We start from the raw sequence: 26,923 nt of genomic DNA, 5'->3' as shown, positions 1-26,923 counted from the left end.
GTGTCAGACGATCCGGTGACCGGCGTCGTTAAGCTGTTGCGCGAGGGCGGCGATGTGATCGGGGCCAACTTCACAGCAACCGCCTATGATCGTGGCGCCTTGACCGACCCAGCCCATTGCGTGTTTTGCATAGGCCGCAGGCCCCAGATCGGTGCGCTGCTCCAGCGCGTCTACTGTGGGGGCCTCTTCGAGAAAACCGTCCGTTATACCGGTGAACCCGTTGGCGTAAGCGCCAAACGGCAGTCCCATCGGGGCGAGTATGTCCAGCGCGGCGGGGATGGCTTCGGGGCGCGAGCAGTTGATCAACACCGCTTCGGGTCGGAACCGGGTAAGCAGGGGCGCGACGTCCTCAAGCGCCTCACCCGAACGCAAGCGCGTGCCATCGTCATCCTTGACTGAGAAGGCGATCCAGATGGGTTTTCCGTGACCTTCGACGCCTCGCAATGCGCCTTCGGCTTCCTGAACCGACGATACGGTCTCGATCAGAAACAGATCGACGCGGTCGGCCATCATCGCAGCCAGTTCTCCGAACTTCTCTGCCGCATCTTCGGGGTCCGGGTTCAGATCGGGGCGATAGGTGGCCAAGAGCGGGCCCAGAGAACCGGCGATACGCCCACCGTTTCTGGCGCGCGCCTGTTCGGCTTCGGATAGGGCGGCATCGATCAGGGCCTGCAGTTGATCCTCGATCCCTTCGCGCACAAGGCGCGAGCGATGAATGGCATATGTATTGGTGGTCGCGACCGTGGCACCGGCGCGAAAATACGCGTCGTGCACTTCAGCCAGAATCTCGGGCTTGTCGATCATCACCCGCGTCGACCAAAGCGGCGTGGGTCTGTCGCCACTGCGCTTGACCAGTTCCTGCCCGATTGAGCCATCCAGAAGTGTGATGTCAGCCATATTCCGTTGTCCTCATGGGATAAGCACCAGTTTTCCCGGCAGTGTTTTCGACTGAAAATCCTCTTGCGCCCGGGCGATGTCTTTCAGCGCGTATGTCTTTGAGATCAGCGGCTTGATCCGGCCCGCATTCATCAAATCAACCAGACGACCAAAGACCTCGAACGCCTGATGGGTGCAGCCGTGGATCGTTATGTCGCGCAGGTAGATGTCGCGGAGATCGGCCTCAACGATGGGTCCGGCGATGGCACCCGACACAGCATAGTGGCCACCGGGTTTCAGCGCCAGGATCAGACCGGGCCATGCAGGGCCGCCCACGACATCGATCACCACATCGAAGGTGTCTTTGGGCAGGGGTGCTTGCCGGTCGAACGTGCCCACGGCTCCTTGCTCTTTGACAACATCTGCTTTCATGAGACTGGTCAAGCCATAGACACTCGCGCCTCTGATCGCGGCCAGTTGCACAGCGGCAAGACCAACACCGCCTGACGCGCCTGTGATCAAAACCTTATGGCCCGCTGCCACACCCGCGCGGGTCAGCAGGTTTTCCGCCGTGCCAAAGGCACACGGGATGGCCGCAATTTCGACGTCAGTCAGCGGCGAGGGCGTGACGTCATAAAGATCGGCCGCCTCGACCAAACAATATTGCGCAAAGGCTCCGTCAACTTCGGAGCCGAGCGCGATGAACCCGGTTGGATTGCCGGGGCTGGGGCGTGGCAGATTGATGGGGCAGGTGACGCGTTGGCCGGATTGAAACCCGGTCTCTGGATCCGCCAGTTCGACAATGCCGCAAAGATCACCGCCCTGAATGCGGGGGAACTGCAAAGCTCCGCCCCAGCCCCCGGCCTCGACATTCTGATCGACCGCGTCGGTTGCGCCGGTCACGTCCGAGGAATACCAGCCAATGCGTGTGTTGATATCCGTGTTGTTTACCCCAGCAGCCGCAACCCGGACCAGCACCTGCCCGGGTCCGGGCGTTGGCACGGGGATATCCTCGCGCCATTCCAGCGCCTCTGGCCCGCCGTGGCGGGTCAGATAGACACCTTGCATGACGCTGGGGACACCCACAGGTCAGGCCCGCAGCCGTTCGTTGGCCGGATCCCAGAGGGGTTGATCCTCTTGCACAACAGCGGGGTATTTCTGGCCGTAGATTTCGACCTCCAACGCTGTACCCGGGTTCGCCAGGTCGGTCTTGATCATGCCCAGCGCGATAGACTTGCCAACGCGATAACCCCACGCGCCCGAGGTCGTTTCGCCCACGATCTCGCCATTGTGCCAGATGCAGGACATGTAGGGCGCGTCGCAGACACCCGCGTCAACGGTCAGGGTCACGAAGGATTTCTTCACGCCCTGCTGCTTTTCATTCTGGATCGCGGCCTTGCCAGGGAAGTCTTGCGGTTTGTCCAGCTTGACGAAGCGCTCCAATCCGCCTTCCAGCAACGAATAGTCGGTCGACAGATCGCCCTTCCAAGCCCGGTATCCCTTTTCGATACGCAGGGAGTTCAAGGCGTACATGCCGAACGGCTTGGCACCAGCATCAATGATCGCGTCATAGATCGCAGGCATATCTTCGTTCAGAGCATGGACTTCCCAACCCAGCTCTCCGGCGAAGGAGACGCGGATCAGATGGGCGGGTCGCCCGGCCACGGTTGCCGCCTGATGGGTCAACCACCCCAACGAGAGATCGGCATCGGTCAGACCCGACAGAACCTCACGCGCATTGGGGCCGGTGACGATCAGCGTGTCACGGGTCGTGGTGACGTCCTCGACGCTGACACCGGCGGGCATCGCTGCCATCAGAATATCACGGTCATGCCATTGGGCGGTGGCGGCGGTGATCATGACGAACGCGTCCTCGTCCAGTCGCAGGCAGGACATCTCGGTCAGGATGCGGCCCCGGTCGTCGGAGATATAGACCAGATTGATGCGCCCAACCTTGGGCAGGCCACCGGTGACAAGGCCACGCAGCGCCTCGGCCGCACCTTCACCTTTAACCATGAAACGCGAGAATCCCGGCAAGTCCAGCACGCCGCAATGGTCACGTACGGCCTCGCATTCCTCCTTGATCCGCTGTTCCCATGGTCCGGAGCGACCCCATGTATGCGTCGCGTCCAGCGACGTATCATCGCCCGGTTTCGCGAACCAGTTGGCCCGTTCCCAACCGTTATAGGCACCCATCACGCCGCCCAGTTCCTTGACCTTCTCATGAACGGGCGAGAGTTTCTTGTCGCGTGCCGCAGGCCATTCGTGATGCGGGAAGTGCATGGCATATTCGTTGCCATAAACCTCCATGCCTTTTTGGTTGCAGTAATCCTGATCGGTGTAGTCGGTATAGCGACGCGGATCGACGGCCCACATATCCCACTCGGTTGCGCCATCGACGATCCATTCAGCAAGCACCTTGCCCGCGCCACCGCCTTGCGCGATGCCAAAGGTGAAGGTGTGCGCCTCGAACGCATTCTTCACACCGGGCATCGGGCCGATCAGAGGCAGGCCGTCCGGCGCGTAGGGAATCGGGCCGTTGATCACGCGGCCAACGCCTGAAGTTGCCATCAGAGGTACCCGTTCCATCGCGTCGGTAACGATGTCCTCGATCCGGTCCAGATCGTCATTCCAAAGCTGGAAGCTGAAATCCTCGGGCATCGGGTCGTCCTCGGTCATCCAGTGGCCCTTGCAGTTGGGCTCATAGGGGCCGAGGTTGAAACCGTTCTTCTCCTGCCGCAGGTAGTAGGAGATATCCACATCACGCAGCAGAGGCAGCTTGCCACCATTTTCCTTGGACCACGCCTCGATCTCGGGGACCTCGTCGGTCAGCAGGTACTGGTGGCTCATCACCATCGCAGGCACAGTGCGCCCGCCATAGGGCTTGAACCATTCACCGACGCGCTGCGCATAATAACCTGCGGCATTGACCACATAGTCACAGGCGATATCGCCCTTCTCGGTGTGAACGGTCCATGTGCCATCGTCGTGCTGGGTCACGTCTGTCGCCGGGCAGAAGCGGATGATCTTTTGCCCCATGTCGCGCGCACCCTTAGCCAGAGCCTGCGTCAACTGTGCCGGATCAATGTCGCCATCGGTCGGATCGTACAGAACGCCTTCAAGATCATGGGTTTCAAGGAAGGGGTACCGCTCCTTGGCTTCTTCGGGTGTCCACATCTCCATCGGGATACCCTGGTAGCGGCCCATGGACATGGCGCGCTCGAATTCCTGCATCCGCTCTTTGCTATGCGCCAGGCGGATCGAACCCGAGACGTGGTAGTTCATCGGATAATCGACCTCATCCGCCAGACGCGAATACAGCTCGGTCGAATAGCGCTGCATGTTCATGATCGCCCATGAGGTCGAGAAAGTCGGCACGTTACCCGCTGCGTGCCATGTGGACCCGGCCGTCAGTTCGTTCTTTTCCAGCAGAACGCAATCGGTCCAGCCCTTCTTGGCCAGATGATAAAGGGATGAACAGCCGACAACGCCGCCGCCGATGATGACCACACGGGCCTTGGTTGGAAAATCACTCATGCGCTTGGTTCCCTGTTAGTGTGCCCGCTGGGGCAAATCGTCCTGAATGTCGTAGTAATCGCCCTTGTCGGCGACGAAGATGTGCTGGGCGAGCTTCAAGCCGGTGGGTTCGTCCAACGAGCCCACGGAGATCGCGATCGTGTCCTCATCGTTGTGCTGCCAGAAGAGGAACGAGCCGCACGCGCTGCAAAAGCCGCGCTTGGCGATGTCAGAAGCGCGATACCAGCCCAATGTCTCGCTGCTGGTAAAGCTAAGATTATCCTGATGCGTCACGGTCGAGGCCCACAGATGCCCCGACTGCTTGCGGCATTGTCCGCAATGACACGCGTTGGGCGGGGTGAGGTCGCTGTCAATCGTGAACGCAACCTTGCCGCAGAGGCAGGATCCTTTGTGCATACCATTACCCCCTAGCTGCGGGCGTTGTGCTGGTCCCCAGCAACACGCCGTAGATGATGAAACAGGTCGCCATCACGCGGCGGACCCAGATATTGAACACAGCCCCCAGAGCCGCCCTCCCCATCAGAGCGCCCAGCAAGGTAAAACCGGTGTAGCTGAGCGTCGTGATAACCAGAGCGGTTGGCATGATGATCGACATTTGCTGCCAGATCGGCACCTCGGGCTGCACGAATTGCGAAAAGGCGGCGAGGTATCCGGCCACGCTTTTGGGATTGATCGTGGCCACGGCCAGAGCGTGCAGATAGACATGCCGGGCGGGTCGTTCCGAGGCCGGGGCCGGCTTGGAGGCATTCATCCACCCGCGTATCCCCATCCAGATCAGAAACCCGGCACCGATCAGTTTGGCGACGAAGAAGCCGGTCGGCGACGCGGCAATCAGGGCAGTGATGCCCAGTGCCGACAGGATCAGAAACACGCTCGCTTGGGTCAGAATCGCCAGAACGCCCAGTATGGCTTTCGGAAAGGGCAGGCTCATCCCGTTCGAGATGCAGTTCACCGCATTCGGTCCTGGTGTGGTCACGAACACCACCCAGAACAGCGCGAATATGGTCCATGCCTCGAAACTCATCAGTACACCGGCGGGGCGATAACCCAGACGGCTACGGCTGGCTCGTCATAGGGGTTGGACCAAAGATGGCGTTCATTGCGGATGCGGAAGCTGTCCCCGGGACCGACCGTGAACGAACGATCACCAATCGTCAGGTCCAGTTTTCCGGACAGGATATAGCCCACCTCTTGCGTCGGACGCAGGGTAGGTGTTTTCAGACGGGATCCGGGTTGGAACGTTGAATGGACGACTTCAAAGTCATCGGTCAGATCGGGTGAGAGCAGTTCCTCGATCAGACCTTCCTCACCGGATCCCATCTTCCGACGGGACCCCGCGCGAACGATGAGGCCCTGTTCGTCAGCAGGGGCAGCAGATTGGCCAAACAGCATCGACATGGGGACGTTGAGACAATCCGCAATCTGCCTCAGGTCCGAGATTGTCGGCTCGGACAAGTCCCGCTCGACCTGACTGAGCCATCCGACAGAACGGTCCAGACGCGTCGCTATGTCAGTCAGGGTCCAGCCGCGCGCCTTGCGGAGGGCACGCAGATCAGCGCCAAGTGTGGCGCTATGTGAGGCCTGACTGTTCAAAGGACGCTCTCGCTGTTGGTGAAATTTTCTCTCGTATTTTCACGATGCGCCGAATCGGTGAAATTTCCAAGCATTTTTTCACTTGGGGTCACAGGCGCGATTGGCTATGCACGGTTCATGTGGATAGCAGTGCTGTATCTATGGGCGATCAACGCTCTGACTTTGCTGGCTTTTGGCTGGGATAAGCTGAATGCGCGACGGCGAAAAAAGCGCGTCCCGGAAAAGCGCCTGTTATGGCTTGCCACGCTCGGAGGCAGCCCCGGCGCTTTATTGGGGCGCTGGATATTCAGTCACAAAACCCGCAAACGGCGATTCTCGATCTGGCTTTACGCGATTGTCGGGGTTCAGGTGGCGTTGGGCTACCTGCTCCTCTCATACGACTTGATCGGGATGCTGCAATCGCATTAACGCGCAAAAACCGAATCCAGAATGGAAGACAGCGCCGCGGCGTCTTCATCTCGGAACGCATCCGGCTGGTCGCTGTCGATGTCAAACACCGCGATCACATGCCCCGTGACATCGCGCACCGGCAAAACCAACTCTGACCGGGTTGTTGAAGCACAGGCGATATGCCCGGGAAAAGCATCGACATCCGGCACCAGCTGTACCTCTCCGGTCCGCGCGGCTGCACCGCAAACTCCGCGTGCAAACGGAATCACAAGGCAGCCGTGGCCTCCCTGATAGGGTCCGATTTTCAGCAACTCCGGCTCAGTTACACGGTAGAATCCGGTCCAGTCAAAGCGGTCATCGGAATGATGCACCTCGCAAGCCACTGTCGCCATCAGCGCGACCTGATCGGTCTCACCTTCGGTCAGTGCGGCGATGGTTTTGGCGAGCGTGTCGTAGTCTGCGGTCATAGGTCTTGCTTTGCGGGTTTAAGTTTGAGGGGGCAATGCCCCCTCGTGAGGTATTTCCAAACGGACAAAGGGTCAAACACGTTCTATCGCGATAGCCGTACCCTCGCCGCCGCCAATGCAGATGGCCGCAACCCCGCGTTTCAGGTTCCGCTTTTCCAGCGCATTCAGCAGCGTGACCATGATCCGGGCACCTGAAGCACCGATGGGGTGACCCAGCGCACAAGCGCCCCCGTTCACATTCACCTTGTCTCGGGGCAGGCCCATTTCGTGCATGAAAGCCATGGGGACGACAGCAAAGGCTTCGTTAACCTCCCACAGATCCACATCGTCCTTGGCCCAGCCGATCCGTTCCAGCAACTTTTGCGTAGCAGGAACCGGAGCGGTGGTGAACAGACCCGGAGCCTGCGCGTGGCTGGCATGGCCGAGAATGCGCGCGCGGACCGTCAGGCCCTGCGCCTCTGCCACATCGGCAGACGCCAGCACCAGCGCGGCCGCCCCGTCAGAAATTGACGAGGAATTGGCGGCCGTCACCGTACCGTCCTTACGAAATGCAGGTTTGAGCGTGGGAATCTTCTCGGGCCGCGCCGATTTCGGCTGTTCATCCGCATCCAGCGTAACTGCGCCCTTGCGGGTCTGGATCGTGACCGAAGTGATCTCACCATCGAAGGCGTTGGTGTCCTGCGCTGTCAGGGCATTCGACAGCGATTGCAGCGCGTATTCATCCTGTGCCTCGCGGGTGAACTGATAGGATTCAGCACAATCTTCGGCGAAAGTGCCCATCAGGCGACCTTTGTCATAGGCGTCCTCAAGCCCGTCGAGGAACATGTGATCAACGACCTGCCCATGCCCGATGCGTGCGCCGCTGCGCATTTTCGGCAGCAGGTAGGGGGCGTTCGTCATGCTCTCCATCCCGCCCGCAACCATCGTATCGGCATGGCCCAGCGCGATCTGATCGAACGCCATCATTGCGGCCTTCATCCCTGAGCCGCACATCTTGTTCAAAGTCGTGGCAGGCACCTCTTCGCCCAAACCGGCTGCAAATCCTGCCTGGCGTGCGGGCGCTTGACCCTGACCCGCAGGCAGAACGCAACCCATCAGGACCTCGTCCACCGTATCGGCGCCTGCCCCTTGCAAAGCAGCCTTGATTGCGGCGCCGCCCAAATCCGCAGCCGGGACGCCATCGAACATGCCCTGAAACCCGCCCATCGGCGTACGCGCGGCCCCTGCGATCACTACTTCCCTCATTTGACGCCTCCTCATGCTTTCCCGCCCTTGGATACCGAATGGTAAGAATTCCCGTCTAGCGTATTTCTACGATCTAATTGCAATGCGAAGGGCGGTTGACCATGGGGCTGAGCAGCAGCACGACCGGCAATACACAGGTAATATCAGTTCATTGCGACCGGATTGACGCAGCAATGGCAATTCAGTTCAAGGAAGACATGCGTGCGCAGACCCAGACAGGCGCATCGCGGGTTGTGTTGGATCTGTCCTCGGTCGAATTCATCGATTCCAGTGGTCTGGGGGCAATCGTGGCCTCGATGAAACAGCTTGGCCATGGGCGGCGGCTGGATCTGGCGGGCCTGCATCCGATTGTCGAAAAAGTATTCCGACTGACCCGCATGGACACCGTCTTTCGCCTATTTGCATCATTGGAAGACGCAATCGCCACTGGCGCCGACTGACCGGTAGGAGGGGACAGCGTGGCCTCTGAGCGCGAACAGGACTGTCTGGACCTGAGTTTTCCGGCAACCGAGATACAGGCTAGCAGGGGTATCGCTATGCTCAGCAAACAGCTGGCCGCATATGGGCTTCCTGCCAACAAAGCGGATGACGTCAAAATCGCGTTGGCCGAGGCGATCAACAACGTAGTCGAGCATGCCTATGCCGGAATTGCCCCTGCCGATATTCAGGTTGATTGCCGTCTTTGTAAAAAGCAGCTGGTTATCCGAATTCGAGATACCGGCAAACCCTTGCCCGATCTGCAGCCGCCTGAGGCAACACCGGCCTCAGTCAAAACTTCGCTGCAAAACCTGCCCGAAGGGGGGTTTGGTTGGTTCCTGATTCACCAACTTGCCAGCGAAATTCACTATGAGCGGACAGATGGCAGCAACGTGCTGCTCTTGCGTTTCGATTTCGCCGATGCGCCATAATAAGCGCCAAATGGTCACAATAACGCCGTGATCGAACCATTGTTGCGCCGCAAACAAAGGACATACACAAAGGGTAGCTCAGATAGCTTCCCTCGGCGCCTAGCGTCACAGCCCCCACCCAGTGAACGGCGCCGAGGACCTCCTCCCTCCAACAGCAATGGACAGTTTTCGACCAAGTGTCGTGCAATGTTCCTATGATGGTGCCGGTATTTCGCAGCGCGTTCCGTCGAAATGTGGGTCAACGCATTTTTGATTCAGATCGGGCATGAAGTGCTCTAGTCTCTGCACGTTTGCAGAAGGAAAGAACCATGCACGATTTTCACAAGGCTGGCCGCTCGGAAGTTCTGGCGACCGAAGGAATGTGCGCAACATCCCATCCGCTGGCAGCCAAAACCGCCTTGGACGTTCTGCAGAGGGGCGGAAACGCCATGGATGCCGCCATGGCCGGAGCGGTACTGCTGGGGATTTGCGAACCCCAGATGACGGGTTTAGGGGGCGATTGCTTTGTCTTGTACAACAGAGCCGGTGAAAACACTGTTCGGGCAATGAACGGATCAGGCCGTGCGCCCGCCCAGGCGGACGCACAAGGCCTGCGTGATCAGGGCCTGGATACGGTCCCGCTGGATAGCCCGGATGCGGTGACACTGCCCTGCGCGGTCGATGCTTTTTGTCGGCTGGCCCAGACCGAGGGGCGCCTGGGACTTGATGCGATCCTGCAACCTGCAATTCACTACGCCGAAATCGGCGTACCGGTGGCCCCACGCGTGGCGTTTGACTGGAAGAACGCGGCTACAACTTTGCAGGGTGTGGCGCGTCAGCACTATCTGGCAGACGGTAAACCGTTGAAGATTGGGCAAATATTTCGTGCGTCGGGCCAGGCGGAAGTGCTGCGCCGCGTTGCCGCGCACGGGCGTGAGGCCTTCTATTCTGGCGAGGTCGCAGATGACATGTTGACCGCCCTGACCAACCTCGGTGGTGTTCACACCGCTCAGGATTTCGAAGCGGTTCAAAGCGAAGACGCGACACCGGTCAGCGGCACATATGGTGATCTCGAACTCTTTGAGCATCCGCCGAATGGACAGGGCGCGACAGCGATCTTGTTGCTGAACATTCTGAAGCATTTCGATCTATCGGCCCTCGATCCTGGTAGCGCCGCGCGTATTCATATCGAAGCCGAGGCGAGCAAACTGGCTTATGATGCGCGCAACCGATTTATCGCCGATCCCGATCATACGGCCCGGATGGAACATTTTCTGGTCCCGGAAACGGCAGCAAAACTTGCAGCGCTGATCAAGTTGGACAGCGCAATGCCCGCCGCTGCACCGCTGACGGAAAATGTGCACAAGGACACTGTCTATATCACCGTGGTCGACCGCGACCGCATGGCGGTTTCGCTAATCTACTCGATTTACCATGGCTTCGGCTCGGGCATCGCGTCTGAGAAGTTCGGTATTCTGCTGCAAAACCGCGGCGCGGGCTTTACGCTCACCCCCGGTCACCCCAATGAACTGGGCGGCGGAAAACGCCCCATGCACACGATTATCCCGGGCATGTTGCGGAAGAACGATCAGATCCTCATGCCTTTCGGTGTGATGGGCGGCGCCTATCAACCGACCGGTCACGCGAGATTGGTGTCGAACCTGCTGGATTATGATCTGGAACTTCAGGCCGCCATAGACATGCCACGCGCCTTTGCGGACGGCGGCGTCCTGAAACTTGAACGCGGTTATTCAGACGAAGTAAGGCAACAATTGGCCGATCTTGGCCACATTATCGAAACTCCGGAAACCCCGCTTGGTGGGGCGCAAGCCATTCGAATCTCAGAGACCGGAGTTCTGGAGGGGGCCAGCGACCCGCGCAAAGACGGATGCGCGCTTGGCTACTAGGCCAGGCAGCTTTGTTGCGAAAATCAGTTCAACTGGAAATGCAGTGGATATGATCCGTCCTGAAACGGTCCGAACATATTGGGGATATCGGGGTGGTCCACGGGCTCCCCGGATTGGTCCTCAACCAAATTTTGTTCTGAAACATAAGCCACATAGAAGGATTGGTCGTTCTCAGCCAGCAGATGGTAGAACGGCTGATCCTTCAACGGACGGCTGTCTTCCGGGATGGCCTGATACCATTCCTCAGAGTTGGAAAACTCCGGATCGACATCAAAAATCACCCCTCGAAAAGGGTGTCTACGGTGTCGGACCACCTGTCCCAGGCGGTACTTGGCGTGTGTCTTTAGCATTGTTTCAGCCCCCAAAGAGGTTAGTACATCTTTTCCGGCGGAAATGCCAATCATTGAACTGAAATTCGGGGAAACAGTTTGTGAACCTTCTACTAACAGTGTTCGAAATCGTGGCCCCGGTGTTCTTATTGTCGGGCATTGGATTCACCTGGGTAAAGCTGGGTTTTGAGTATCGGCTGCAATTCGTCACGCGCCTCGCCGTGACACTGGCAGTACCCAGTCTGATCTTCGTGGCCCTCATGCAAACCGACATCCCAGGGGGCGAACTGACACTCTTTACGCTCGCGGCTATCGCCTCGCATGTGGCTTTGGCAGTTGTGTTTTGGATCTTCGTCCGGGTCACGGGAATGGAGCAGCGGACCTATCTGGCCCCACTCATCTTCGGCAATACCGGCAATCTTGGCTTACCCCTCTGCATCTTTGCCTTTGGTCAGGCCGGGCTGGGCTATGCGGTGATCTTTCTCGCCGTTACCGCGTTGTTTTCCTTCACCTATGGCATCTATCTGGTCGCCGGACGCGGCGCTTTTGGCAAGGTCCTGCGCGAGCCCATGGTCTGGGCCACGCTGCTTGGCGCTCTGTTCTTGTGGCGTGGGTGGGAAACGCCGCTATTCCTGACCAACACACTGGATCTGCTGGGACAAATGGCAATCCCGATGATGCTGATCACCGTGGGCGTCGCCATCGCGCGGCTGACGACACAGAAACTGGCGCAGGCGATCTGGCTCTCGCTGCTCAAACTGGCGGTCTGTTTCGGACTTGGTTGGATCATCGCCGTCGGTTTCGATCTGGGACCGGTGGCCTTCGGCGTGCTGGTTTTGCAAATGTGTACGCCCGTCGCAGTGACCTCATACCTGCTGGCCGAACGGTTTGAGGCAGACTCCGACGCGGTTGCAGGCATGGTCATGGTCTCTACCGTGTTGTCCGTCGCAGCACTGCCAATAATTCTTGCTATTATTCTGTAGCGAATGTGATTTCCTCAGGGCTCAATCTGCGCTAGAATAAAGAAAAAAGGCACGAGGCACATGAGCAGAATTCTTTTCGTACTCTTCGGGGTGCTGCTTTTGGCATCCTGTGGCGGCGGGTCGAAGCAACCGCCAAGCAGACTGAATGACGCGTGCAGCATTGCGCGCGAAAAGCCCGACTATATCAAGGCCTTCAAAAGCACCGAACGCAAATGGGGTGTTCCCGTTCACGTTCAGATGGCCACGATTTATCAGGAAAGCCGCTATCGTCACGATGCGCGCACGCCGCACAAATATGTACTGGGCGTGATCCCGATGGGCCGTCAAAGCAGCGCTTACGGCTATGGTCAGGCGCTAGATGGCACTTGGGAGCAATACCAACGCGAAACCGGCAAGCGCCGAGCCAAGCGGGATCGCATACGCGATGCGTCGGATTTCATCGGCTGGTATATGAACAAAAGCTATGAACGCAACGGCATCCATCCCAGCGATACGCGCAACCAGTATCTGGCCTATCACGAAGGTCATACCGGATTTGCGCGCGGCAGCTATAACAGCAAGTCGTGGCTGCTGAATGTGGCGAACGATGTTGATGCCCGCGCGCAACTGTATCAGGCGCAACTGGCCAATTGCCGCTATTGAACCTGTCGGGTCAGCGATCGCCTGACCCGATACGGGTTTTCTTGGAGAACACGCTCTGATCGAGGGTTCCACCCTCGGTCAATGGCCCCAGCAGGACAGTCGTTTGGCTGCCTGCATTGTCATGAATCACCCATTTCCGCAGCTCAACCGGGTCTGAGGTAAACATCAGCTCGATCCGACCGCTGTCCGGGTTCTTCGGATCCTGCGCAGTCACGACCGTAGCGGTGCCGTCAAAGTCGTGACCGACGACCATATTGGCCTGCGACAGGTTCACATTCCGCGCCAGCACCAAGGACAGGGGCGTGCGTTTCAGCGGGTATTGCTCGGGCGGTTGGTTCGATTTCGGGTCGAATATCTGCACCGTTCCGGCTCGCGCCAGCACCACCGCGCTGTTGGGCGGATCATATTCGAAGCGCATCTTGCCCGGGCGCTGCAGCCACAGCTTACCGGTGCTAAGTGAACCGTCATCATTCACCTGCGTGAACGTGGTCTGAACCGTTTTCATCTGGTTCAGATAGTTGGATATCTGTGACAGCGGCAGCTTTTCAGCCGCCCAAGCGGCGGGCGCAGCCAGTGTCAGAGCAAGGGCAAAAGCAATCTGTTTCATGAGACCCAGATAAGCGTTCTGCCCTTGTTATTAAATATCCTACTGCTCAGGAACGAGGATTTCGCGTTTGCCCACGTGATTTGCCCCAGAAACAACACCTTCGTCTTCCATTTGCTCAACAAGCCGCGCGGCTTTGTTGTAGCCAATGGCGAGTTTCCGCTGAATGTAAGAGGTGGAGCATTTGCGATCCTTGATCACAATCGCCACCGCCTGATCATACAGGGCGTCTTCTCCGTTGGTATTGCCGCCCGTATTCAGGCCCAGAACGGCGTCGATATTGTCAGCTTTTTCCTCGGCAGGGCCATCGACCACGCCGCTCATGTAATCCGGCGGGCCGAACTGTTTCAGATGGTTGACGATTTCCTCGACCTCTTCATCCGAGACAAAGGGCCCGTGGCAACGGGTGATCTTGGCACCACCCGCCATGTAAAGCATATCGCCCTGCCCCAGCAGTTGCTCGGCACCCATCTCACCCAGAATGGTGCGGCTGTCGACCTTCGAGGTCACCTGGAACGAGATCCGGGTGGGGAAGTTTGCCTTGATCGTTCCGGTGATCACATCGACCGAGGGGCGCTGTGTGGCCATGATCAGGTGAATACCCGAGGCCCGCGCCATCTGCGCCAGACGTTGGATGCAGGCTTCGATTTCTTTGCCGGCGACCATCATCAGGTCAGCCATCTCATCGACGATGACAACGATATAGGGCATCGACTCGGGTGCAAATTCTTCTGTCTCGAACATCGGCTCACCGGTTTCATCGTCGAACCCGGTCTGGACCGTGCGGCTGAACATCTCGCCCTTGGCCAGCGCGTCCTTCACGCGACCGTTGTAGCCTGCGATATTACGCACGCCCATTTTGGACATCTTGCGATAGCGATCCTCCATCTCGCCGACCACCCATTTCAAGGCGACAACCGCCTTTTTCGGGTCGGTCACAACAGGCGACAGCAAATGCGGAATGCCGTCATAAACAGACAGCTCCAGCATCTTGGGATCGATCATGATCAGGCGGCATTCATCTGGCGTCAACTTATACAGCAGCGACAGGATCATCGTGTTGATCGCAACAGATTTACCCGAACCAGTCGTACCGGCAATCAGCAGGTGAGGCATCTTGGCCAGGTTCGCCACAACGGACTCACCGCCGATATCCTTGCCCAGCGCCAGAGGCAGCGCATGATTGCCATCGCCGAAATCGCGGCTGGCGAGGATTTCGCGCAGCACCACCATCTCGCGGTTCTCATTCGGCAATTCGATACCGATGACCGAGCGGCCCGGCAGGGTCGAAACCCGCGCCGACAGCGCCGACATCGAGCGTGCGATATCATCGGCCAGACCGATCACACGGCTGGCTTTCAGACCCGGAGCAGGCTCCAGTTCATACATGGTAACAACGGGACCGGGACGAACGCTGACGATCTCGCCCTTGACGCCGTAGTCGTCCAACACGTTTTCCAGCATCCGGGCATTTTCCTCCAGCGCCTCATCACTCAGGTGATGGCGCTGAATGCTGGCCGGGTTGGACAGCAGACCCAGTGGGGGTAGCTCAAAATCGCTGTGCTTTTCCTCAAATGACAAGGTCGGCTGCGCCTCGGCCTGTGCCCGGCGCGATGGCGGGGGTGCGCGGCGCACTGGCTGTGCCACAACCGGCTTGCGCGGTTCAGCAACAGGGATTTTTACTGTCTGACGCGACTGCGGCGCGGGCTCTTCAAACACGGCCTCGTCGTCATAATCCGGCTCGTCCACATAAGCCTGCTGCGCTTGCCAATCGGTCTCATCCGCCGCGCTCAACGGCGGCTCGACCGGCAATGCTGCTGAGGTTATGGGTGGTTCCGGCGGAAGCTCATCCACGGGTCCGGCATTCAGGATCAGCGGATCGGGCCCACGCCCGCGCCCCTTGGTCAGCGGCAGGCTCGGATCAGGCTCAGGTGCCATCTGCCCTGCGGCCACTTTACGGTTGCGCACAGCGGCAGAGATCTTTGACCGGATGCGGTCCTCTTTAGGCATATCGTAGTAGCCCTCAACCGCGACGGGATCGATCAGTTCGGGCTCGGGCATCGGATCGGGACGACGGATCAGCGACGGCATCCGCGCTAGCAGACCCAACTTTGCTTCAGGCTCGGGTGTCTCCAGTTCGGGCTCTTCAAAAATCGGGTCGGCATAGGCCAGATCATCGTCAAACTCTGCCTGCACCGGCACGGCACGTTCCGCCCGACGCTCAGCCCATTGCGCGCGACGATCACGCGCCGCCTGCGCCGTGACCGAGGCCCCACGCCCCAAAGCGTTCATCAACAGGTCATAGGCCATGACAAGACCCAGCAAGAAAGCACGGAAGCCCTTGCGCACATCCGCTTTGGTAAAGCCCAGCACAAACACACCCAGCGCCAACATGCCCACCGCCATGGCAAGCGACATCAACTTGACCAGAAAATGCGACGAGATCGGCAGCAGCGTCAGCAAAGCACCCATCACCGTGTCACCAAACAGACCACCTAGCCCGTAGCTGTGCGTCGCACGCCATTCAGCACCCGGGACCAGCGTGGCGGCATAGACCGCCAGAACGGCGATCCAGATCGGAGCGAATATCAGGCGGGCAATCGCACGCTCTTCCCCGAAATGACCGGCAAAGCGCACGCCCCATGTAGCCAGTACCAGCGCCACGCCAAAGCTGCCCCAGCCCACAATCATGAACAAAGGTGCGGCGATCGAGGCGCCCACACGTCCCATCCAGTTCTGCACCGGCGCATCGGTCGACACCATCCAGTTTGGATCATCCGGCGTATAGGACCAGACCATCGCAGCAGCAGCCATGCCGAGCAGGATCAGAGCGATCCCGATCAGTTCCTTACTGCGCCGCTCGATGGCGGCTTGCGTGGTGCTGTCCAGTAACGGGTCGCGGTTGCGCGCGTTCAATGATGCCATTTTGCCCTCGTACCTCACGAATAGATGCAGTCGCGGAGCGTGATCAGCCCGCGCTTCATCTCTGTTTTTGGGGCCACCATGGCGACCCGGATAAATTGCTCGCCCGGGTTTTGCACCGGATCACCTTGAGAAAGATATGCACCCGGCAGAACCCTGACACCGGTTTCCTGCCAGAGCTTCAATGCAGTTTCTTCGCCGTTTTCGACGGGTAGCCACAGGAAGAACCCTGCCTCGGGCGGCATATAGCCTTGCACGCCTGCAAAGACTTCATCTGCAATGGCGTATTTTTCCTGATAGAGCGCGCGGTTTTCCTGCACATGTACCTCGTCCGCCCAAACCTTGGCGGCAGCGGCCTGCAACGGTGCGGGCAAGGGGGCACCCGCATAGCTGCGCAACAGTTTGACACGGCTGATCGTCTCAGGCCCGCCCGCGATAAGGCCGGACCGCAATCCGGCCAGATTTGATCGCTTGGACAGTGAGTTGAACAGCGTAACCCGCTCGGGATCAGCGTCCAGTTCCTGCGCAACGGTCAGCGCGCCCACCGGGGCGGTGTCGCGGTAAATCTCGGAGTAACATTCATCCGCAAAGATGCGGAAATCGTACTTCTCGGCCAATTGGATCAACTCAGCCCAATAATCGCGCGAGGCGACCGCCCCCTGAGGGTTCGCGGGTGAACAGATGTAGGCAACGGCGGTGCGGTTCAGCACCTCTTCGGGCAGGCCTGCATAGTCAGGCAAATGGCCGGTCGCAGCGGTTGCAGGTACAAAATAGGGCTGCGCGCCGACCGAAATCGAGGCGACCATGTAAACCTGATAAAACGGGTTCGGGCACAGGATGATTGGCTGCTGTCCGTTCTTCTGCTCGGGGCACAACGCCATTGCGGCATTGTACAGACCCTCGCGCGTGCCGTTCAGTGCCATCACATTGGCATCTGCATCCATCGACACGCCATAGCGGCGGTTGACCCAGCCCGCGATTGCAGCGCGCAGCGCGGGCGAGCCTTCGTTCGGGGGATAGCCCTGAAACCCCGCGGCATTTTCCATGATCACATCGGTCACCCAGGACGGGAAATCGTGCTTGGGCTCGCCAATGGTCATGTGAACGACGTCACCGCCCGGCTGATGGTGATCCAACAGAGCGCGCAGACGCGGGAATGCATATTCCGGTAGGTTCGAAAACCGCTCGGGGAAATTCATAATACTGCCTCAATTTCGGGGTCATTTTGCGCCCCGTTTCCTGGCAGATTACAGATCGGGGCACCCCTCGTCCAGACAAAGAGGTTCCGAATCAGGGGATTGTGGCATTCAGGTCAAAGCGCTTTCAGCCGCTGATCCGAGCCGCAGCAAGGCCTCTTCCGACCCCGGATAGCCCAGCATCATCAACCCGCAACCGGGTGTTCCCGTGGGCAGGGTCAGCGCCGCGAGCCCCATCAGATTGCCGATCCTTGTGTTGCGCAAGGCCAATAGATTCTCGGTGACATAGTAGTCATGATCATTCATCAGCCGATCCAGATTGGGCGGCAGGATCGGTGCCGTCGGGGCGAGTACGGCGTCAAATCCGGCAGTTGCCATGTCCCAAGCTTGTCGGCAGGCGGTTAGTTTCGACCAGGCGGCCACGTAATCGGGGCCGGTATAGGCTTTGCCCATGCGGAACCGTTCAAGGATTTCGGGATACATCGCATCGGGGTTCGCTTCGATCACATCGCACCACAGGCCATAGGCTTCGGTCGTATAGAGCACACCTGACAAGCTCATTGCGTTGTTCAGCTCTGGCACCTCAAGCGGGACAATCTCAGCCCCCGCTTCTTTCAGGCGTGCCAGAGCCTCATCGTAAGCCTTGGCCGGGGCCTCGCGCAGATCGTCCTTCGCCACGTTCTGTAGGTCGGCAAAGCGGCGGCCTTTCAGAGACGCACCGCGCAGGTCTGCCGGTACGGTCCCCTCAAGTGCGGCAAGCATATGTGCGGCATCCTCAACCGATCGCGTCAAAGGTCCGACCGTATCGAACTTCAAGCACAGCGGTACAACGCCTTCAAGGCTCACGCGCCCGGCTGTGGTTTTAAGCCCTACCAGGTCATTCCACGCTGAAGGGATCCGCACAGATCCACCGGTGTCAGACCCAATACCACAGGCCGCAAGCCCCCACGCGACCGAGGCCCCTGCCCCCGAAGACGATCCGCCCGGCACCGCATCTTCGTCATTCACGCAAGGCGGTGTGGCCGTCACTGGATTGAGACCCAGGCCCGAGAAGGCCAGCTCACTCATATGCGTTTTGCCCAGACAAACCGTGCCCATCGCGGTCGCATTGCGCAGCACCTGCGCATCCGCCTCGGGCACACGGCCTTTCAGCAAGGCCGAACCGGCCTCAGTTCCTGCACCGGCGGTGTCAAACAGGTCTTTCCAACTGATCGGAACACCATCCAGCAGAGACCGACGCAGGCCGAGTTTGGTCCGCTCTTGCGCTGCTTGGGCCTCGGCGCGAGCGCGGTCATGTGTGACGCGGGCATAAATGCGATCGCGATGTGGATGGGTATCGATGGCGCTCAGATAGGTCTCGGTCAGTTCAACCGGACCGATCTGCCCCATTCCGATGCCACGGCCCAAATCACATGCCGTCATGGTCAGCCAGTCTTGCATCCTGCCCCTCCCGAGTTTGCCCGTGTCCGGACGGTAGCGACAGGACCGCACATGGACAATCCCGAAAGGGCGCGCATATTGCAGCACATGGAACACAGATCCGACATCCTGATCGTTGGCGGCGGCCTGAACGGCCCCGCCCTTGCGCTGGCGCTGGCCCAGACCGGGCATTCAGTCACTGTTGTTGATGCTCTGGCCGAAAAAGTGCGCAAGAACGCGACCTTTGACGGGCGCGCATATGCGCTGGCGCTGGCCTCGCAACGTCTGCTCGACGCGATAGGCGTATGGGAAAAAGTGGAAGAGCACGCCCAGCCGATGCTGGAGATCAAGGTCACCGACGGTCATGCCGGTGCTGGTCCTTCCCCGTTCTTCATGCATTTCGATCATGCCGAGATCGAAGAAGGCCCTATGGGCTATATGGTCGAAGATCGCCACTTGCGGCGGGCTTTTCTGGAGGCCATGGCCGTACAAGACGGAATCACCGAGATCAGCGGCAAAACGGTCGTGTCCCAGGATATCTCGGCGAATGGGGCAACGCTGACGCTGGACGACGGGTCCACGCTGTCGGGTAGTATTCTGGTCGGCTGCGATGGCCGCCGCAGCGGCACCGCTATGCGCGCCGGGATCAAGCGAACCGGCTGGGATTATGGCCAGACCGCTCTGGTTTGCGCCATTGAGCACGAGCTGCCGCATCACGGTATAGCCCATCAGCTCTTCATGCCCCCCGGGCCATTGGCGATTTTACCGTTGACCGGCAACCGCAGCTCCATCGTGTGGAGCGAACGCACTGAGACGGCCGAGCAGATCAACGCGTTGTCCGAAGCAGACTACCTGCAGGTCCTGCGCCCGCGCTTCGGTGATTTCCTTGGCGATATCCGCCTGCAGGGCGACCGGTTCACCTATCCGCTGAACCTGACTATCGCCAATTCCTTCATCTCGGACCGGCTGGCCTTGGTCGGAGACGCCGCCCACGGCATGCACCCGATCGCCGGGCAGGGTCTGAATGCCGGTCTGCGTGATGTGGGTGCCCTGGCCGAGGTTCTGACCCTTGCAGGCCGACGTGGCGAGGATATCGGATCAACGCTGGTGCTGGAGCGCTATCAGGAGTGGCGCCGCTTTGACACTGCCGCGCTTGCGATGGCGACAGATGTGTTCAACAAGCTATTTTCGAACGACAATCCGCTGCTTCGGATCGGTCGGGATATCGGTATGGGCATCGTCGGCTCTCTGCCCGGGTTGCGCCGTGGTTTCGTGCGCGAGGCTGCGGGCCTGACCGGTGATCTGCCCAAGCTGCTGCAAGGGCGTCCGATTTAATCCAGCTCTCTCGCCTCATCCGCCAGCATCACCGGGATGCCGTTGCGGATAGGGAAGGCCAGACCGGCGGCTTTGGACACGAGTTCCTGCCGCTCGGCGTCGTAGTGCAGGGTCGTATGGGTCTGCGGGCAAATCAGCGCCTCTAACATGTGGCGGTCAAAGGCGTGTTCGGGTGCGCTCATTGCAGTTTTTCCTCATTCGATCCGCCGCGCATGGCGAATTCAATCAATGTCACCAAGGTCTCGCGCCGCGTGCGCAAACAAGGCGCCTCAAGCAGGGCCTGTTTCTCCTCGGGGTCGAATTCCAGCATCATCGACAGAGAATTGACCAGAAGCTCATCATCGGCGTCCTTCATCGTGTCCCAATCGGTCGACAACTGACGGGACGAGAAGAATCGCTCCAACAGCCTCAGGAACCGGTTTCGATCAAAGCGGTCATCCACTTCGGCCTTGCCTAGGTCACGGTCAAATCCATCCCATGATACCGAAGCGCGACGATAAGGGGTGAAACTATCTAGCTCCGCCCTGACCCGAAACCGCGATATACCGGTTAACGTGATCAGATACCTGCCATCTTCAGTCTCTGAGAACTGCGTGACGCGACCGGCGCAGCCGATCTGATGCAGCTTGGTTTCATCCCCCTGACAGGTGTTCGGCTGCACCATCCCGATCAACCGCTCAGGCGTCTTCAGCGCGTCATCCAGCATCTGCAGATAACGCGGCTCGAAAACATGCAGCGGCAGACGGGAGCGTGGCAACAGCAACGCTCCGGGCAGAGGAAACACAGATATGGTTTCCGGCAGATCAGCGGGATGCATCATACAGTCGAGTGTAGCCCTGATCAGATTTTAGGCAAATATCATCGAGCTGAGCTTACGCCGCCCGTTCAGCACAATCGGATCGTTGGGCTTGAGCGCATCGAAGATCGTGAAGAGTTGGGCCTTGGCCGCACCCTCATTCCACTCGCGATCACGGCGGAACAATTCGAGCAGTTGGGCGACCGCGTCTTCAACATCACCATTGGCGTGCAGGGCCTGCGCCAGATCGAACCGGGCTTGATGGTTGTCGGGTTCCGCCTCAACCATTGCCGTCAGTTCGCCCACCGGACCCGCATCTGCGGCCTGCTTGGCCAATTCCAGCTGCGCATGCGCCGCCTCAACTTCGGGCGAGGTCGAAATCTCGGCCGGAGCACCATTGAGGATCGCCTCGGCCTGATCCAGATCGCCCAGCGCGATATGAGCACGCACCAGCCCGCCATAGGCTGCAGCGTGGTTGGGGTCTTCGCCCAGAATTGCCGCGAAGGTTTGCGCCGCATCCACTGCGGCCCCTTCGGTCAGCATCTCTTCGGCGGCCTGAACCGCATCATCCAACTGACCACCGGGGCTTTCGCCACCTGCAGCTTCGATTACGCGATCGATGAAAGCCTTGATCTCGGACCCGGGCAAAGCACCCTGAAACCCGTCGACCGGCTGGCCCTTGTAGAACGCATAGACAGTCGGGATCGATTGGATACGCAGTTGGCCGGCGATCATCTGCGCCTCATCCACGTTGATCTTGACCATCTTGACCGCGCCTTTGGCGGCCGTCACAGCCTCCTCCAGCGCGGGACCCAGCGTTTTGCAGGGGCCGCACCAGGGGGCCCAGAAATCAACGATGATCGGCATCTCTTGCGAGGCTTCGACCACATCGGCCATGAAGGTGGCCTCGGTCCCGTCCTTGATCAGATCGGTGGCATCAGAGCTGGCTGCGCCGTTCAGAAGGTCCATGGCAATTACTCTCTGGTTCGTATTTGCGCCCTATATGCAGCCGCGCGGGTCAGAAACCAAGGGCTGAGTCGGGCGTTTTTGCATCAATCAGACGTCGAATGTCGCAAAAACCGGCGCGTGATCGCTGGGTTTCTCCCATCCGCGCGCATCGCGCAGAATCCGGCTGGAGTGGCCCGCGTTCGAGATATCGGGCGTGGCCCAGACGTGATCCAGCCTGCGCCCTTTGTCCGCCGCATCCCAATCACGCGCGCGATAGGACCACCAGCTGTAAAGCTGACCTTCGGGGATATCCTGCCGGGTGATATCGACCCATCCGCCCGCATCTTGTGTCTCAGCCAGCGTTTCAACTTCAATCGGCGTGTGCGACACCACCTTGAGCAGTTGTTTATGCGACCACACATCGTCTTCGCGCGGGGCGATGTTCAGATCGCCGACCAGAATGGATTTCTGCGGCTTTTCGGCGTTGAACCAATCCCGCATGTCGGTGAGGTAATCCAGCTTCTGGCCGAATTTTTCGTTCACTTCGCGGTCGGGAACATCCCCACCCGCAGGGACATAGAAATTGTGAATCGTCACACCATTCTCCAGCCGCCCCGCAATGTGACGCGCATGGCCGAGACCGGCGAAGTCCTTGTCGCCAACCTCTTCCATCGGCAGACGCGAAAGAATGGCGACCCCATTATAACCTTTCTGCCCCCGCGCAATCATGTGGGTGTAGCCAAGCTTGGCGAACCCATCGGTCGGGATCTTGTCTACGGGCGACTTACATTCTTGCAAGCACAGCACATCCGGGGCCTCTTCTTCCAACAATTTCAGCACGATAGGCTCACGCAGACGGACAGAGTTGATATTCCAGGTAGCAAGAGTGAAGGGCATATCAAGGGGTTCCTTTATCTCGATTTGCGCAGGTTAGCGCGCGACTGAGTAGGGTGCCATCGGAAAAAGCGAGTTATGTCTGCTGAATCATCGTACGGGTGGGAAGCGAGTTCTTATCCGGCATCCATTCGGAATTTTTTGAAGGTCGCCCCATCATACTCAAATTCACCAACAAACTGCGCGCCCAACCGTGCCAGGGCTCCCAAGTGTTGCCGCGATAGCGGTAGAAGAAACGTCACAAATGGAATACGCGGATCCGACACCGCATATTCAATTGCCAGACGCGTGATCCGCGCGCCAAGTCCAAATGACTCGGGCTTTAGAACCAGCCCATAGTCCCATTCGTCGCCTTCCTTTTGAAATCCACCCCAGCCAACATAGTTTCCGTTTTGCAATATTGCCCAGTGTCCAAGGCCGTCACGCGCCCAACACTCTTCCTTGACCTGGACGAAATGATCCACAGCCGCCCGGTTCCAGGTGCCCTTTAACAGGGGCAAATGTTCAGCCAACCGAGGGTCAGACATGTGCGAAAGTATGTCTTCCGGATCAACCTCGGACAGGCGCGTGAAGGTTATCTTCATCTTAGACTCTGATCGTGATCGCATTCCTGAATTCAGGCAATCAAACAGCTGTGCACTAAAAAAAGCCGGGCCATCAGGCCCGGCAGTCCAACAGGGAGGTACATGTCATAACCCGGACATGCACGGGTTGGGAGTAAACTAATTATGCCTCAAGAGTATCACTTTGATCCAAGTCAATCCACAAAGATCAAGAGACCAGACGATATCCACCCGATTCTGTGACCAAAAGGCGCGCATTTGACGGATCGGGCTCGATCTTCTGACGCAGGCGATAAATGTGGGTTTCCAGCGTATGGGTCGTGACACCCGCGTTGTAACCCCAGACCTCATGCAGCAATACATCGCGCGCCACAACGCCATCGGTCGAACGATAGAGGAACTTGAGGATGTTCGTCTCTTTCTCGGTCAGGCGGATTTTGCGATCATTCTCGGTCATCAGCATCTTCATGGCCGGTTTGAACGTGTAGGGGCCGAGGACGAAGACCGCATCTTCAGATTGCTCATGCTGGCGCAGTTGGGCACGGATGCGGGCCAGAAGAACCGGGAATTTGAACGGCTTAGGGACGTAGTCATTCGCACCGGCATCCAGGCCCAGGATAGTGTCGGCATCGCTGTCATGACCGGTCAGCATAAGGATCGGGCTTTTGACGCCCTGTTTGCGCATCAGACGGCACAGCTCGCGCCCATCGGTATCAGGCAGGCCCACGTCCAGGATGACCAGATCGTAAATCGCCTCGCGTGCACGCTCCATCGCGGATGCGCCATCGGATGCCTCGAACACATCAAAGTCTTCGGTCATCACAAGCTGTTCACTCAGCGCCTCGCGCAGGTCTTCATCGTCATCCACCAGCAGGATTTTCTTAAGCTGTGCCATTTCCGGTCCTCCTAAGCCTTTTCCACCACTTGCGCATAGAAGATGCAATCAGCAAGATTTGCTGCAATCGTTTCACGCCCTCGTGTCTGACGCGGAGGAAATGTTTCACATTCCCCGGTGATCAGGGTAGGAAAAAAGCCAGATCGTTACAGGGTAACATACATGAGTCTCTTTCCTGACATTACCGAACTGCTCGCACGTGCGCGGGCCGATCTGCGCATGGGCGTGCCCGTCGTGCTGACGGATGATAGCGGATATAGCGTTCTGGCCCTGGCAACAGAGACTCTTAGCCCGCAGCGCCTGGCCGACCTGCGTGGTTTGGGAGGAGAGCCTGTCATTGCCATTACCGTGCGGCGGGCTGAAACGTTGAAAGCGCGAGCCTATGACGGGGATCTCGCCAGGGTATTGATTCCGGCTGATGTCGACCTGAACTGGGTGCAAGCGGTGGCCGACCCTTCGGACGATCTGAACGCACCGATGAAAGGTCCGCTGATGACCGAGCGGCACGGCAATGCAAACCTGCACCGCATCGCCATCGCGTTGGCTAAGTCGGCACATTTGCTGCCCGCTGCCGTCGTTTTGTCCATTGATGATGGACGCGCATTTGCCGTGACCCACGGCCTGACCTGCATCGATCACACGCGCGCAGCACCCCACCTTGCTGATCGCAGCGCCCTGCACGCCGTTGTGGCTGCGCGCCTGCCCATGGAAGTGTCAGAGGCCGGTCGTCTTCACGTCTTCCGCCCCGAAGATGGCGGAGAGGAGCATTATGCCGTCGAAATCGGCCGCCCCGATCGCGACAAGCCGGTTCTGGCCCGACTGCACTCTGCCTGCTTCACCGGTGATCTGATGGGCAGCTTGAAATGTGATTGCGGTCCGCAATTGCGTGGTGCGCTGGCCCAGATGGGGGCCGAAGGCTCCGGCGTTTTGCTCTATCTCAATCAAGAAGGCCGCGGGATCGGACTAGCCAACAAAATGCGCGCCTATTTCCTTCAGGATCAAGGCTTTGACACGGTCGAGGCCAACCATCGGCTGGGCTTTGAAGATGATGAGAGAGACTTCCGTTTGGGCTCTGACATCCTAAAATCGCTTGGTTTCAACTCCGTTCGCCTGCTGACCAATAACCCGGCCAAGATCGCGATGATGGAACGGACGGGCATCGCTGTCACCGAACGCGTACCTCTGAAAGTGGGCGAAACTGATCATAATCGCGGATATCTGGCAACCAAAGCGGCCAAATCGGGCCATCTGCTGTGACGCCCGATGATCTTGTCCTGACCCCGCGCGGTATCCGGTTTGCGGGGCGTGTCTTTCCCTGCGCCATTGGCAAGGGCGGGTTAAGCGCTGCCAAACGCGAAGGCGACGGGGCGACCCCCGTTGGCACGCATCGTATTGTCGGATTGCTCTACCGCGCCGACCGTATCACCCGCCCCGCTTCATGGGCGCGACCGATTGGGCCGCGTGATCTGTGGTCGGACGATAGCAAGGACAGCTCCTACAACCATCTTGTCCGGGCACCCTACCCATTTAGCCATGAAAAGCTGCGCCGTGCCGATCCGCTCTATGATCTGGTTCTGATCACCGACTGGAACTGGCCGAATGCAATTCCCGGGCATGGCTCGGCCATATTCCTGCATCAATGGCGTCGCCCGCGCTTTCCGACTGAAGGTTGCATTGCCTTTCGCCGCGATCACCTAAGATGGATTGCACGACAAATCGCGCCCGGAACGCGCCTGATCATTCCTGAGGTTTGATCCGTTCACCAAAGATGGCCGAACCAACTCGCACGTGAGTCGCACCCAGTGCGATGGCGGATTCAAAATCGCCACTCATGCCCATCGAGAGGCCTTCCAAACCGTTGCGTTCAGCAATCTTTGCCAATAGCGCAAAGTGCAACGCCGGCTCCTCGTCAACCGGAGGCAAGCACATTAGCCCGCGTACCGGCAGGTCCAACGCACGGCACTCTGACACAAACGCATCGGCATCGGCGGGCAGGATTCCGGCCTTCTGCTCCTCTTCTCCAGTATTGACCTGAATGAACAGTTCTGGGCAAGCGCCGATCTCTTGCGCCAGCCGGGCCAGAGTTTTCGCCAGTTTTGGACGATCGACCGAATGGATGGCGTCACAAAGCTCCATCGCTTGTCGCGCCTTGTTGGTCTGCAGTGGGCCAATCAGATGGAGTTCAATACCTGTGAACTTTTCGCGAAATGCAGGCCACTTTCCTGCCGCTTCCTGTACTCGATTTTCGCCAAAGCAACGATGACCCTGAGTCAGAACCGCCTCGACCCGCTCATTGGGCTGCACCTTGGACACTGCGATCAGTCGAACCGACCCCTGGGCACGTCCGGCGGCAGCTTCAGCTTTGGCGATGCGGTCGGAGATTTCTTGCAGCGACATGGGGCCTCTCGTTTTCATGGTAGCCGCAGAGAAACACCATGTGAGCACAAAAGAAAAGGGCAGGTCCTAAGACCTGCCCTTAAACTCTGGTGATTTAA

29 protein-coding genes are annotated in these 26,923 nt (G+C 58.9%); 9 read left to right on the top strand and 20 right to left on the bottom strand.

Features of this window, described 5'->3' with window-relative positions; translation table 11 throughout:
* Positions 1-3: 3 nt before the first annotated feature.
* From ACR3EM_RS16615 to ACR3EM_RS16590, 6 genes are read right to left on the bottom strand one after another with little or no spacing between them, the layout of a single operon-like run.
* Positions 4-897, bottom strand: a complete 894-nt coding sequence (locus ACR3EM_RS16615) for a homocysteine S-methyltransferase family protein (protein ID WP_480471752.1) — start codon at positions 895-897, stop codon at positions 4-6.
* 12 nt (positions 898-909) lie between these two features.
* Complete coding sequence (locus ACR3EM_RS16610; RefSeq protein ID WP_480471751.1) at positions 910-1,944, bottom strand: alcohol dehydrogenase family protein; 1,035 nt, start codon at positions 1,942-1,944, stop codon at positions 910-912.
* 21 nt (positions 1,945-1,965) lie between these two features.
* Positions 1,966-4,413, bottom strand: a complete 2,448-nt coding sequence (locus tag ACR3EM_RS16605; protein WP_480471750.1) for a GcvT family protein — start codon at positions 4,411-4,413, stop codon at positions 1,966-1,968.
* A 15-nt stretch (positions 4,414-4,428) separates the two neighbouring features.
* Positions 4,429-4,809: a GFA family protein gene (locus ACR3EM_RS16600; protein WP_480471749.1), complete on the bottom strand. Its 381-nt coding sequence runs from the start codon at positions 4,807-4,809 to the stop codon at positions 4,429-4,431.
* A gap of 4 nt (positions 4,810-4,813) precedes the next feature.
* Complete coding sequence (locus ACR3EM_RS16595) at positions 4,814-5,437, bottom strand: LysE family translocator (RefSeq protein ID WP_480471748.1); 624 nt, start codon at positions 5,435-5,437, stop codon at positions 4,814-4,816.
* Positions 5,437-6,006, bottom strand: a complete 570-nt coding sequence (locus ACR3EM_RS16590; RefSeq protein WP_480471747.1) for a helix-turn-helix domain-containing protein — start codon at positions 6,004-6,006, stop codon at positions 5,437-5,439. The genes ACR3EM_RS16595 and ACR3EM_RS16590 overlap by 1 nt, the downstream gene beginning before the upstream one ends.
* A gap of 57 nt (positions 6,007-6,063) precedes the next feature.
* Between ACR3EM_RS16590 and ACR3EM_RS16585 the strand changes: the two genes are divergently transcribed.
* Positions 6,064-6,414 (top strand): DUF1294 domain-containing protein, encoded by a 351-nt coding sequence (locus ACR3EM_RS16585; RefSeq protein ID WP_480471746.1) that lies wholly within the window; start codon positions 6,064-6,066, stop codon positions 6,412-6,414.
* On the opposite strand, the gene ACR3EM_RS16580 is transcribed toward ACR3EM_RS16585, so the two are convergent.
* Complete coding sequence (locus ACR3EM_RS16580; RefSeq protein ID WP_480471745.1) at positions 6,411-6,863, bottom strand: GAF domain-containing protein; 453 nt, start codon at positions 6,861-6,863, stop codon at positions 6,411-6,413. The genes ACR3EM_RS16585 and ACR3EM_RS16580 overlap by 4 nt on opposite strands.
* Positions 6,864-6,935: 72 nt before the next feature.
* Complete coding sequence (locus ACR3EM_RS16575; protein ID WP_480471744.1) at positions 6,936-8,108, bottom strand: thiolase family protein; 1,173 nt, start codon at positions 8,106-8,108, stop codon at positions 6,936-6,938.
* Positions 8,109-8,209: 101 nt separating this feature from the next.
* On the opposite strand from ACR3EM_RS16575, the gene ACR3EM_RS16570 reads away from it, so the two are divergent.
* From ACR3EM_RS16570 to ACR3EM_RS16560, 3 genes are all read left to right on the top strand, one after another.
* A complete protein-coding gene (locus tag ACR3EM_RS16570; RefSeq protein WP_480471743.1) occupies positions 8,210-8,548 on the top strand; it encodes an STAS domain-containing protein in 339 nt (112 codons plus the stop codon).
* Between the two features lie 18 nt (positions 8,549-8,566).
* Positions 8,567-9,016: an ATP-binding protein gene (locus tag ACR3EM_RS16565; RefSeq protein WP_480471742.1), complete on the top strand. Its 450-nt coding sequence runs from the start codon at positions 8,567-8,569 to the stop codon at positions 9,014-9,016.
* 308 nt (positions 9,017-9,324) lie between these two features.
* Positions 9,325-10,902 (top strand): gamma-glutamyltransferase family protein, encoded by a 1,578-nt coding sequence (locus tag ACR3EM_RS16560; protein ID WP_480471741.1) that lies wholly within the window; start codon positions 9,325-9,327, stop codon positions 10,900-10,902.
* Between the two features lie 23 nt (positions 10,903-10,925).
* Here ACR3EM_RS16560 and hspQ read toward each other — a convergent pair whose 3' ends face one another.
* Entirely contained in the window at positions 10,926-11,252 is a 327-nt protein-coding gene (hspQ, locus tag ACR3EM_RS16555) for a heat shock protein HspQ (RefSeq protein WP_480471740.1), read from the bottom strand.
* Positions 11,253-11,332: 80 nt separating this feature from the next.
* Between hspQ and ACR3EM_RS16550 the strand changes: the two genes are divergently transcribed.
* Together ACR3EM_RS16550 and ACR3EM_RS16545 are read left to right on the top strand one after the other, a co-directional pair.
* Entirely contained in the window at positions 11,333-12,214 is an 882-nt protein-coding gene (locus ACR3EM_RS16550) for an AEC family transporter (protein ID WP_480471739.1), read from the top strand.
* Positions 12,215-12,274: 60 nt separating this feature from the next.
* Entirely contained in the window at positions 12,275-12,856 is a 582-nt protein-coding gene (locus tag ACR3EM_RS16545) for a transglycosylase SLT domain-containing protein (protein ID WP_480471738.1), read from the top strand.
* 10 nt (positions 12,857-12,866) lie between these two features.
* Here ACR3EM_RS16545 and ACR3EM_RS16540 read toward each other — a convergent pair whose 3' ends face one another.
* From ACR3EM_RS16540 to ACR3EM_RS16525, 4 genes are all read right to left on the bottom strand, one after another.
* Positions 12,867-13,463: a LolA family protein gene (locus ACR3EM_RS16540; RefSeq protein ID WP_480471737.1), complete on the bottom strand. Its 597-nt coding sequence runs from the start codon at positions 13,461-13,463 to the stop codon at positions 12,867-12,869.
* Positions 13,464-13,502: 39 nt separating this feature from the next.
* On the bottom strand, positions 13,503-16,385 hold the full coding sequence (locus ACR3EM_RS16535) for a DNA translocase FtsK (protein WP_480471736.1): 2,883 nt from the start codon (positions 16,383-16,385) through the stop codon (positions 13,503-13,505).
* A 14-nt stretch (positions 16,386-16,399) separates the two neighbouring features.
* A complete protein-coding gene (locus ACR3EM_RS16530) occupies positions 16,400-17,581 on the bottom strand; it encodes an aminotransferase class I/II-fold pyridoxal phosphate-dependent enzyme (RefSeq protein WP_480471735.1) in 1,182 nt (393 codons plus the stop codon).
* Positions 17,582-17,689: 108 nt separating this feature from the next.
* Positions 17,690-19,018 (bottom strand): amidase, encoded by a 1,329-nt coding sequence (locus ACR3EM_RS16525; RefSeq protein ID WP_480471734.1) that lies wholly within the window; start codon positions 19,016-19,018, stop codon positions 17,690-17,692.
* A gap of 87 nt (positions 19,019-19,105) precedes the next feature.
* Here ACR3EM_RS16525 and ACR3EM_RS16520 point away from each other — a divergent pair, with 87 nt between their 5' ends.
* Positions 19,106-20,332 (top strand): FAD-dependent monooxygenase, encoded by a 1,227-nt coding sequence (locus tag ACR3EM_RS16520; RefSeq protein WP_480471733.1) that lies wholly within the window; start codon positions 19,106-19,108, stop codon positions 20,330-20,332.
* Here ACR3EM_RS16520 and ACR3EM_RS16515 read toward each other — a convergent pair.
* The 6 genes from ACR3EM_RS16515 to ACR3EM_RS16490 form a co-directional block, all read right to left on the bottom strand.
* Complete coding sequence (locus ACR3EM_RS16515) at positions 20,329-20,514, bottom strand: Trm112 family protein (RefSeq protein WP_480471732.1); 186 nt, start codon at positions 20,512-20,514, stop codon at positions 20,329-20,331. The genes ACR3EM_RS16520 and ACR3EM_RS16515 overlap by 4 nt on opposite strands.
* Positions 20,511-21,152 carry an LON peptidase substrate-binding domain-containing protein gene (locus ACR3EM_RS16510; RefSeq protein WP_480471731.1) on the bottom strand — a complete coding sequence of 214 codons (642 nt, stop codon included), beginning with the start codon at positions 21,150-21,152 and terminating at the stop codon, positions 20,511-20,513. The genes ACR3EM_RS16515 and ACR3EM_RS16510 overlap by 4 nt, the downstream gene beginning before the upstream one ends.
* A 27-nt stretch (positions 21,153-21,179) precedes the next feature.
* Positions 21,180-22,097, bottom strand: a complete 918-nt coding sequence (locus ACR3EM_RS16505; protein ID WP_480471730.1) for a tetratricopeptide repeat protein — start codon at positions 22,095-22,097, stop codon at positions 21,180-21,182.
* An 87-nt stretch (positions 22,098-22,184) separates the two neighbouring features.
* Positions 22,185-22,973, bottom strand: a complete 789-nt coding sequence (locus ACR3EM_RS16500; RefSeq protein WP_480471729.1) for an exodeoxyribonuclease III — start codon at positions 22,971-22,973, stop codon at positions 22,185-22,187.
* 113 nt (positions 22,974-23,086) lie between these two features.
* Positions 23,087-23,554, bottom strand: coding sequence for a GNAT family N-acetyltransferase (locus ACR3EM_RS16495; RefSeq protein ID WP_480471728.1), 468 nt, complete (start codon positions 23,552-23,554; stop codon positions 23,087-23,089).
* A 187-nt stretch (positions 23,555-23,741) separates the two neighbouring features.
* Entirely contained in the window at positions 23,742-24,428 is a 687-nt protein-coding gene (locus ACR3EM_RS16490) for a response regulator transcription factor (RefSeq protein ID WP_480471727.1), read from the bottom strand.
* 162 nt (positions 24,429-24,590) lie between these two features.
* Between ACR3EM_RS16490 and ribA the strand changes: the two genes are divergently transcribed.
* Positions 24,591-25,685, top strand: coding sequence for a GTP cyclohydrolase II (ribA, locus tag ACR3EM_RS16485; RefSeq protein ID WP_480471726.1), 1,095 nt, complete (start codon positions 24,591-24,593; stop codon positions 25,683-25,685).
* Positions 25,682-26,182, top strand: a complete 501-nt coding sequence (locus ACR3EM_RS16480) for a L,D-transpeptidase family protein (RefSeq protein ID WP_480471725.1) — start codon at positions 25,682-25,684, stop codon at positions 26,180-26,182. The genes ribA and ACR3EM_RS16480 overlap by 4 nt, the downstream gene beginning before the upstream one ends.
* Here the strand turns inward: ACR3EM_RS16480 and ACR3EM_RS16475 are convergent.
* Positions 26,166-26,825, bottom strand: coding sequence for a YggS family pyridoxal phosphate-dependent enzyme (locus ACR3EM_RS16475; RefSeq protein WP_480471724.1), 660 nt, complete (start codon positions 26,823-26,825; stop codon positions 26,166-26,168). The genes ACR3EM_RS16480 and ACR3EM_RS16475 overlap by 17 nt on opposite strands.
* Between the last annotated feature and the right edge of the window lie 98 nt (positions 26,826-26,923).

The organism is Ruegeria sp. AH3, assembly GCF_056536265.1.
Note: the sequence above shows the minus strand (reverse complement) of the source record. Positions and strands in the feature narration are given on the sequence as shown.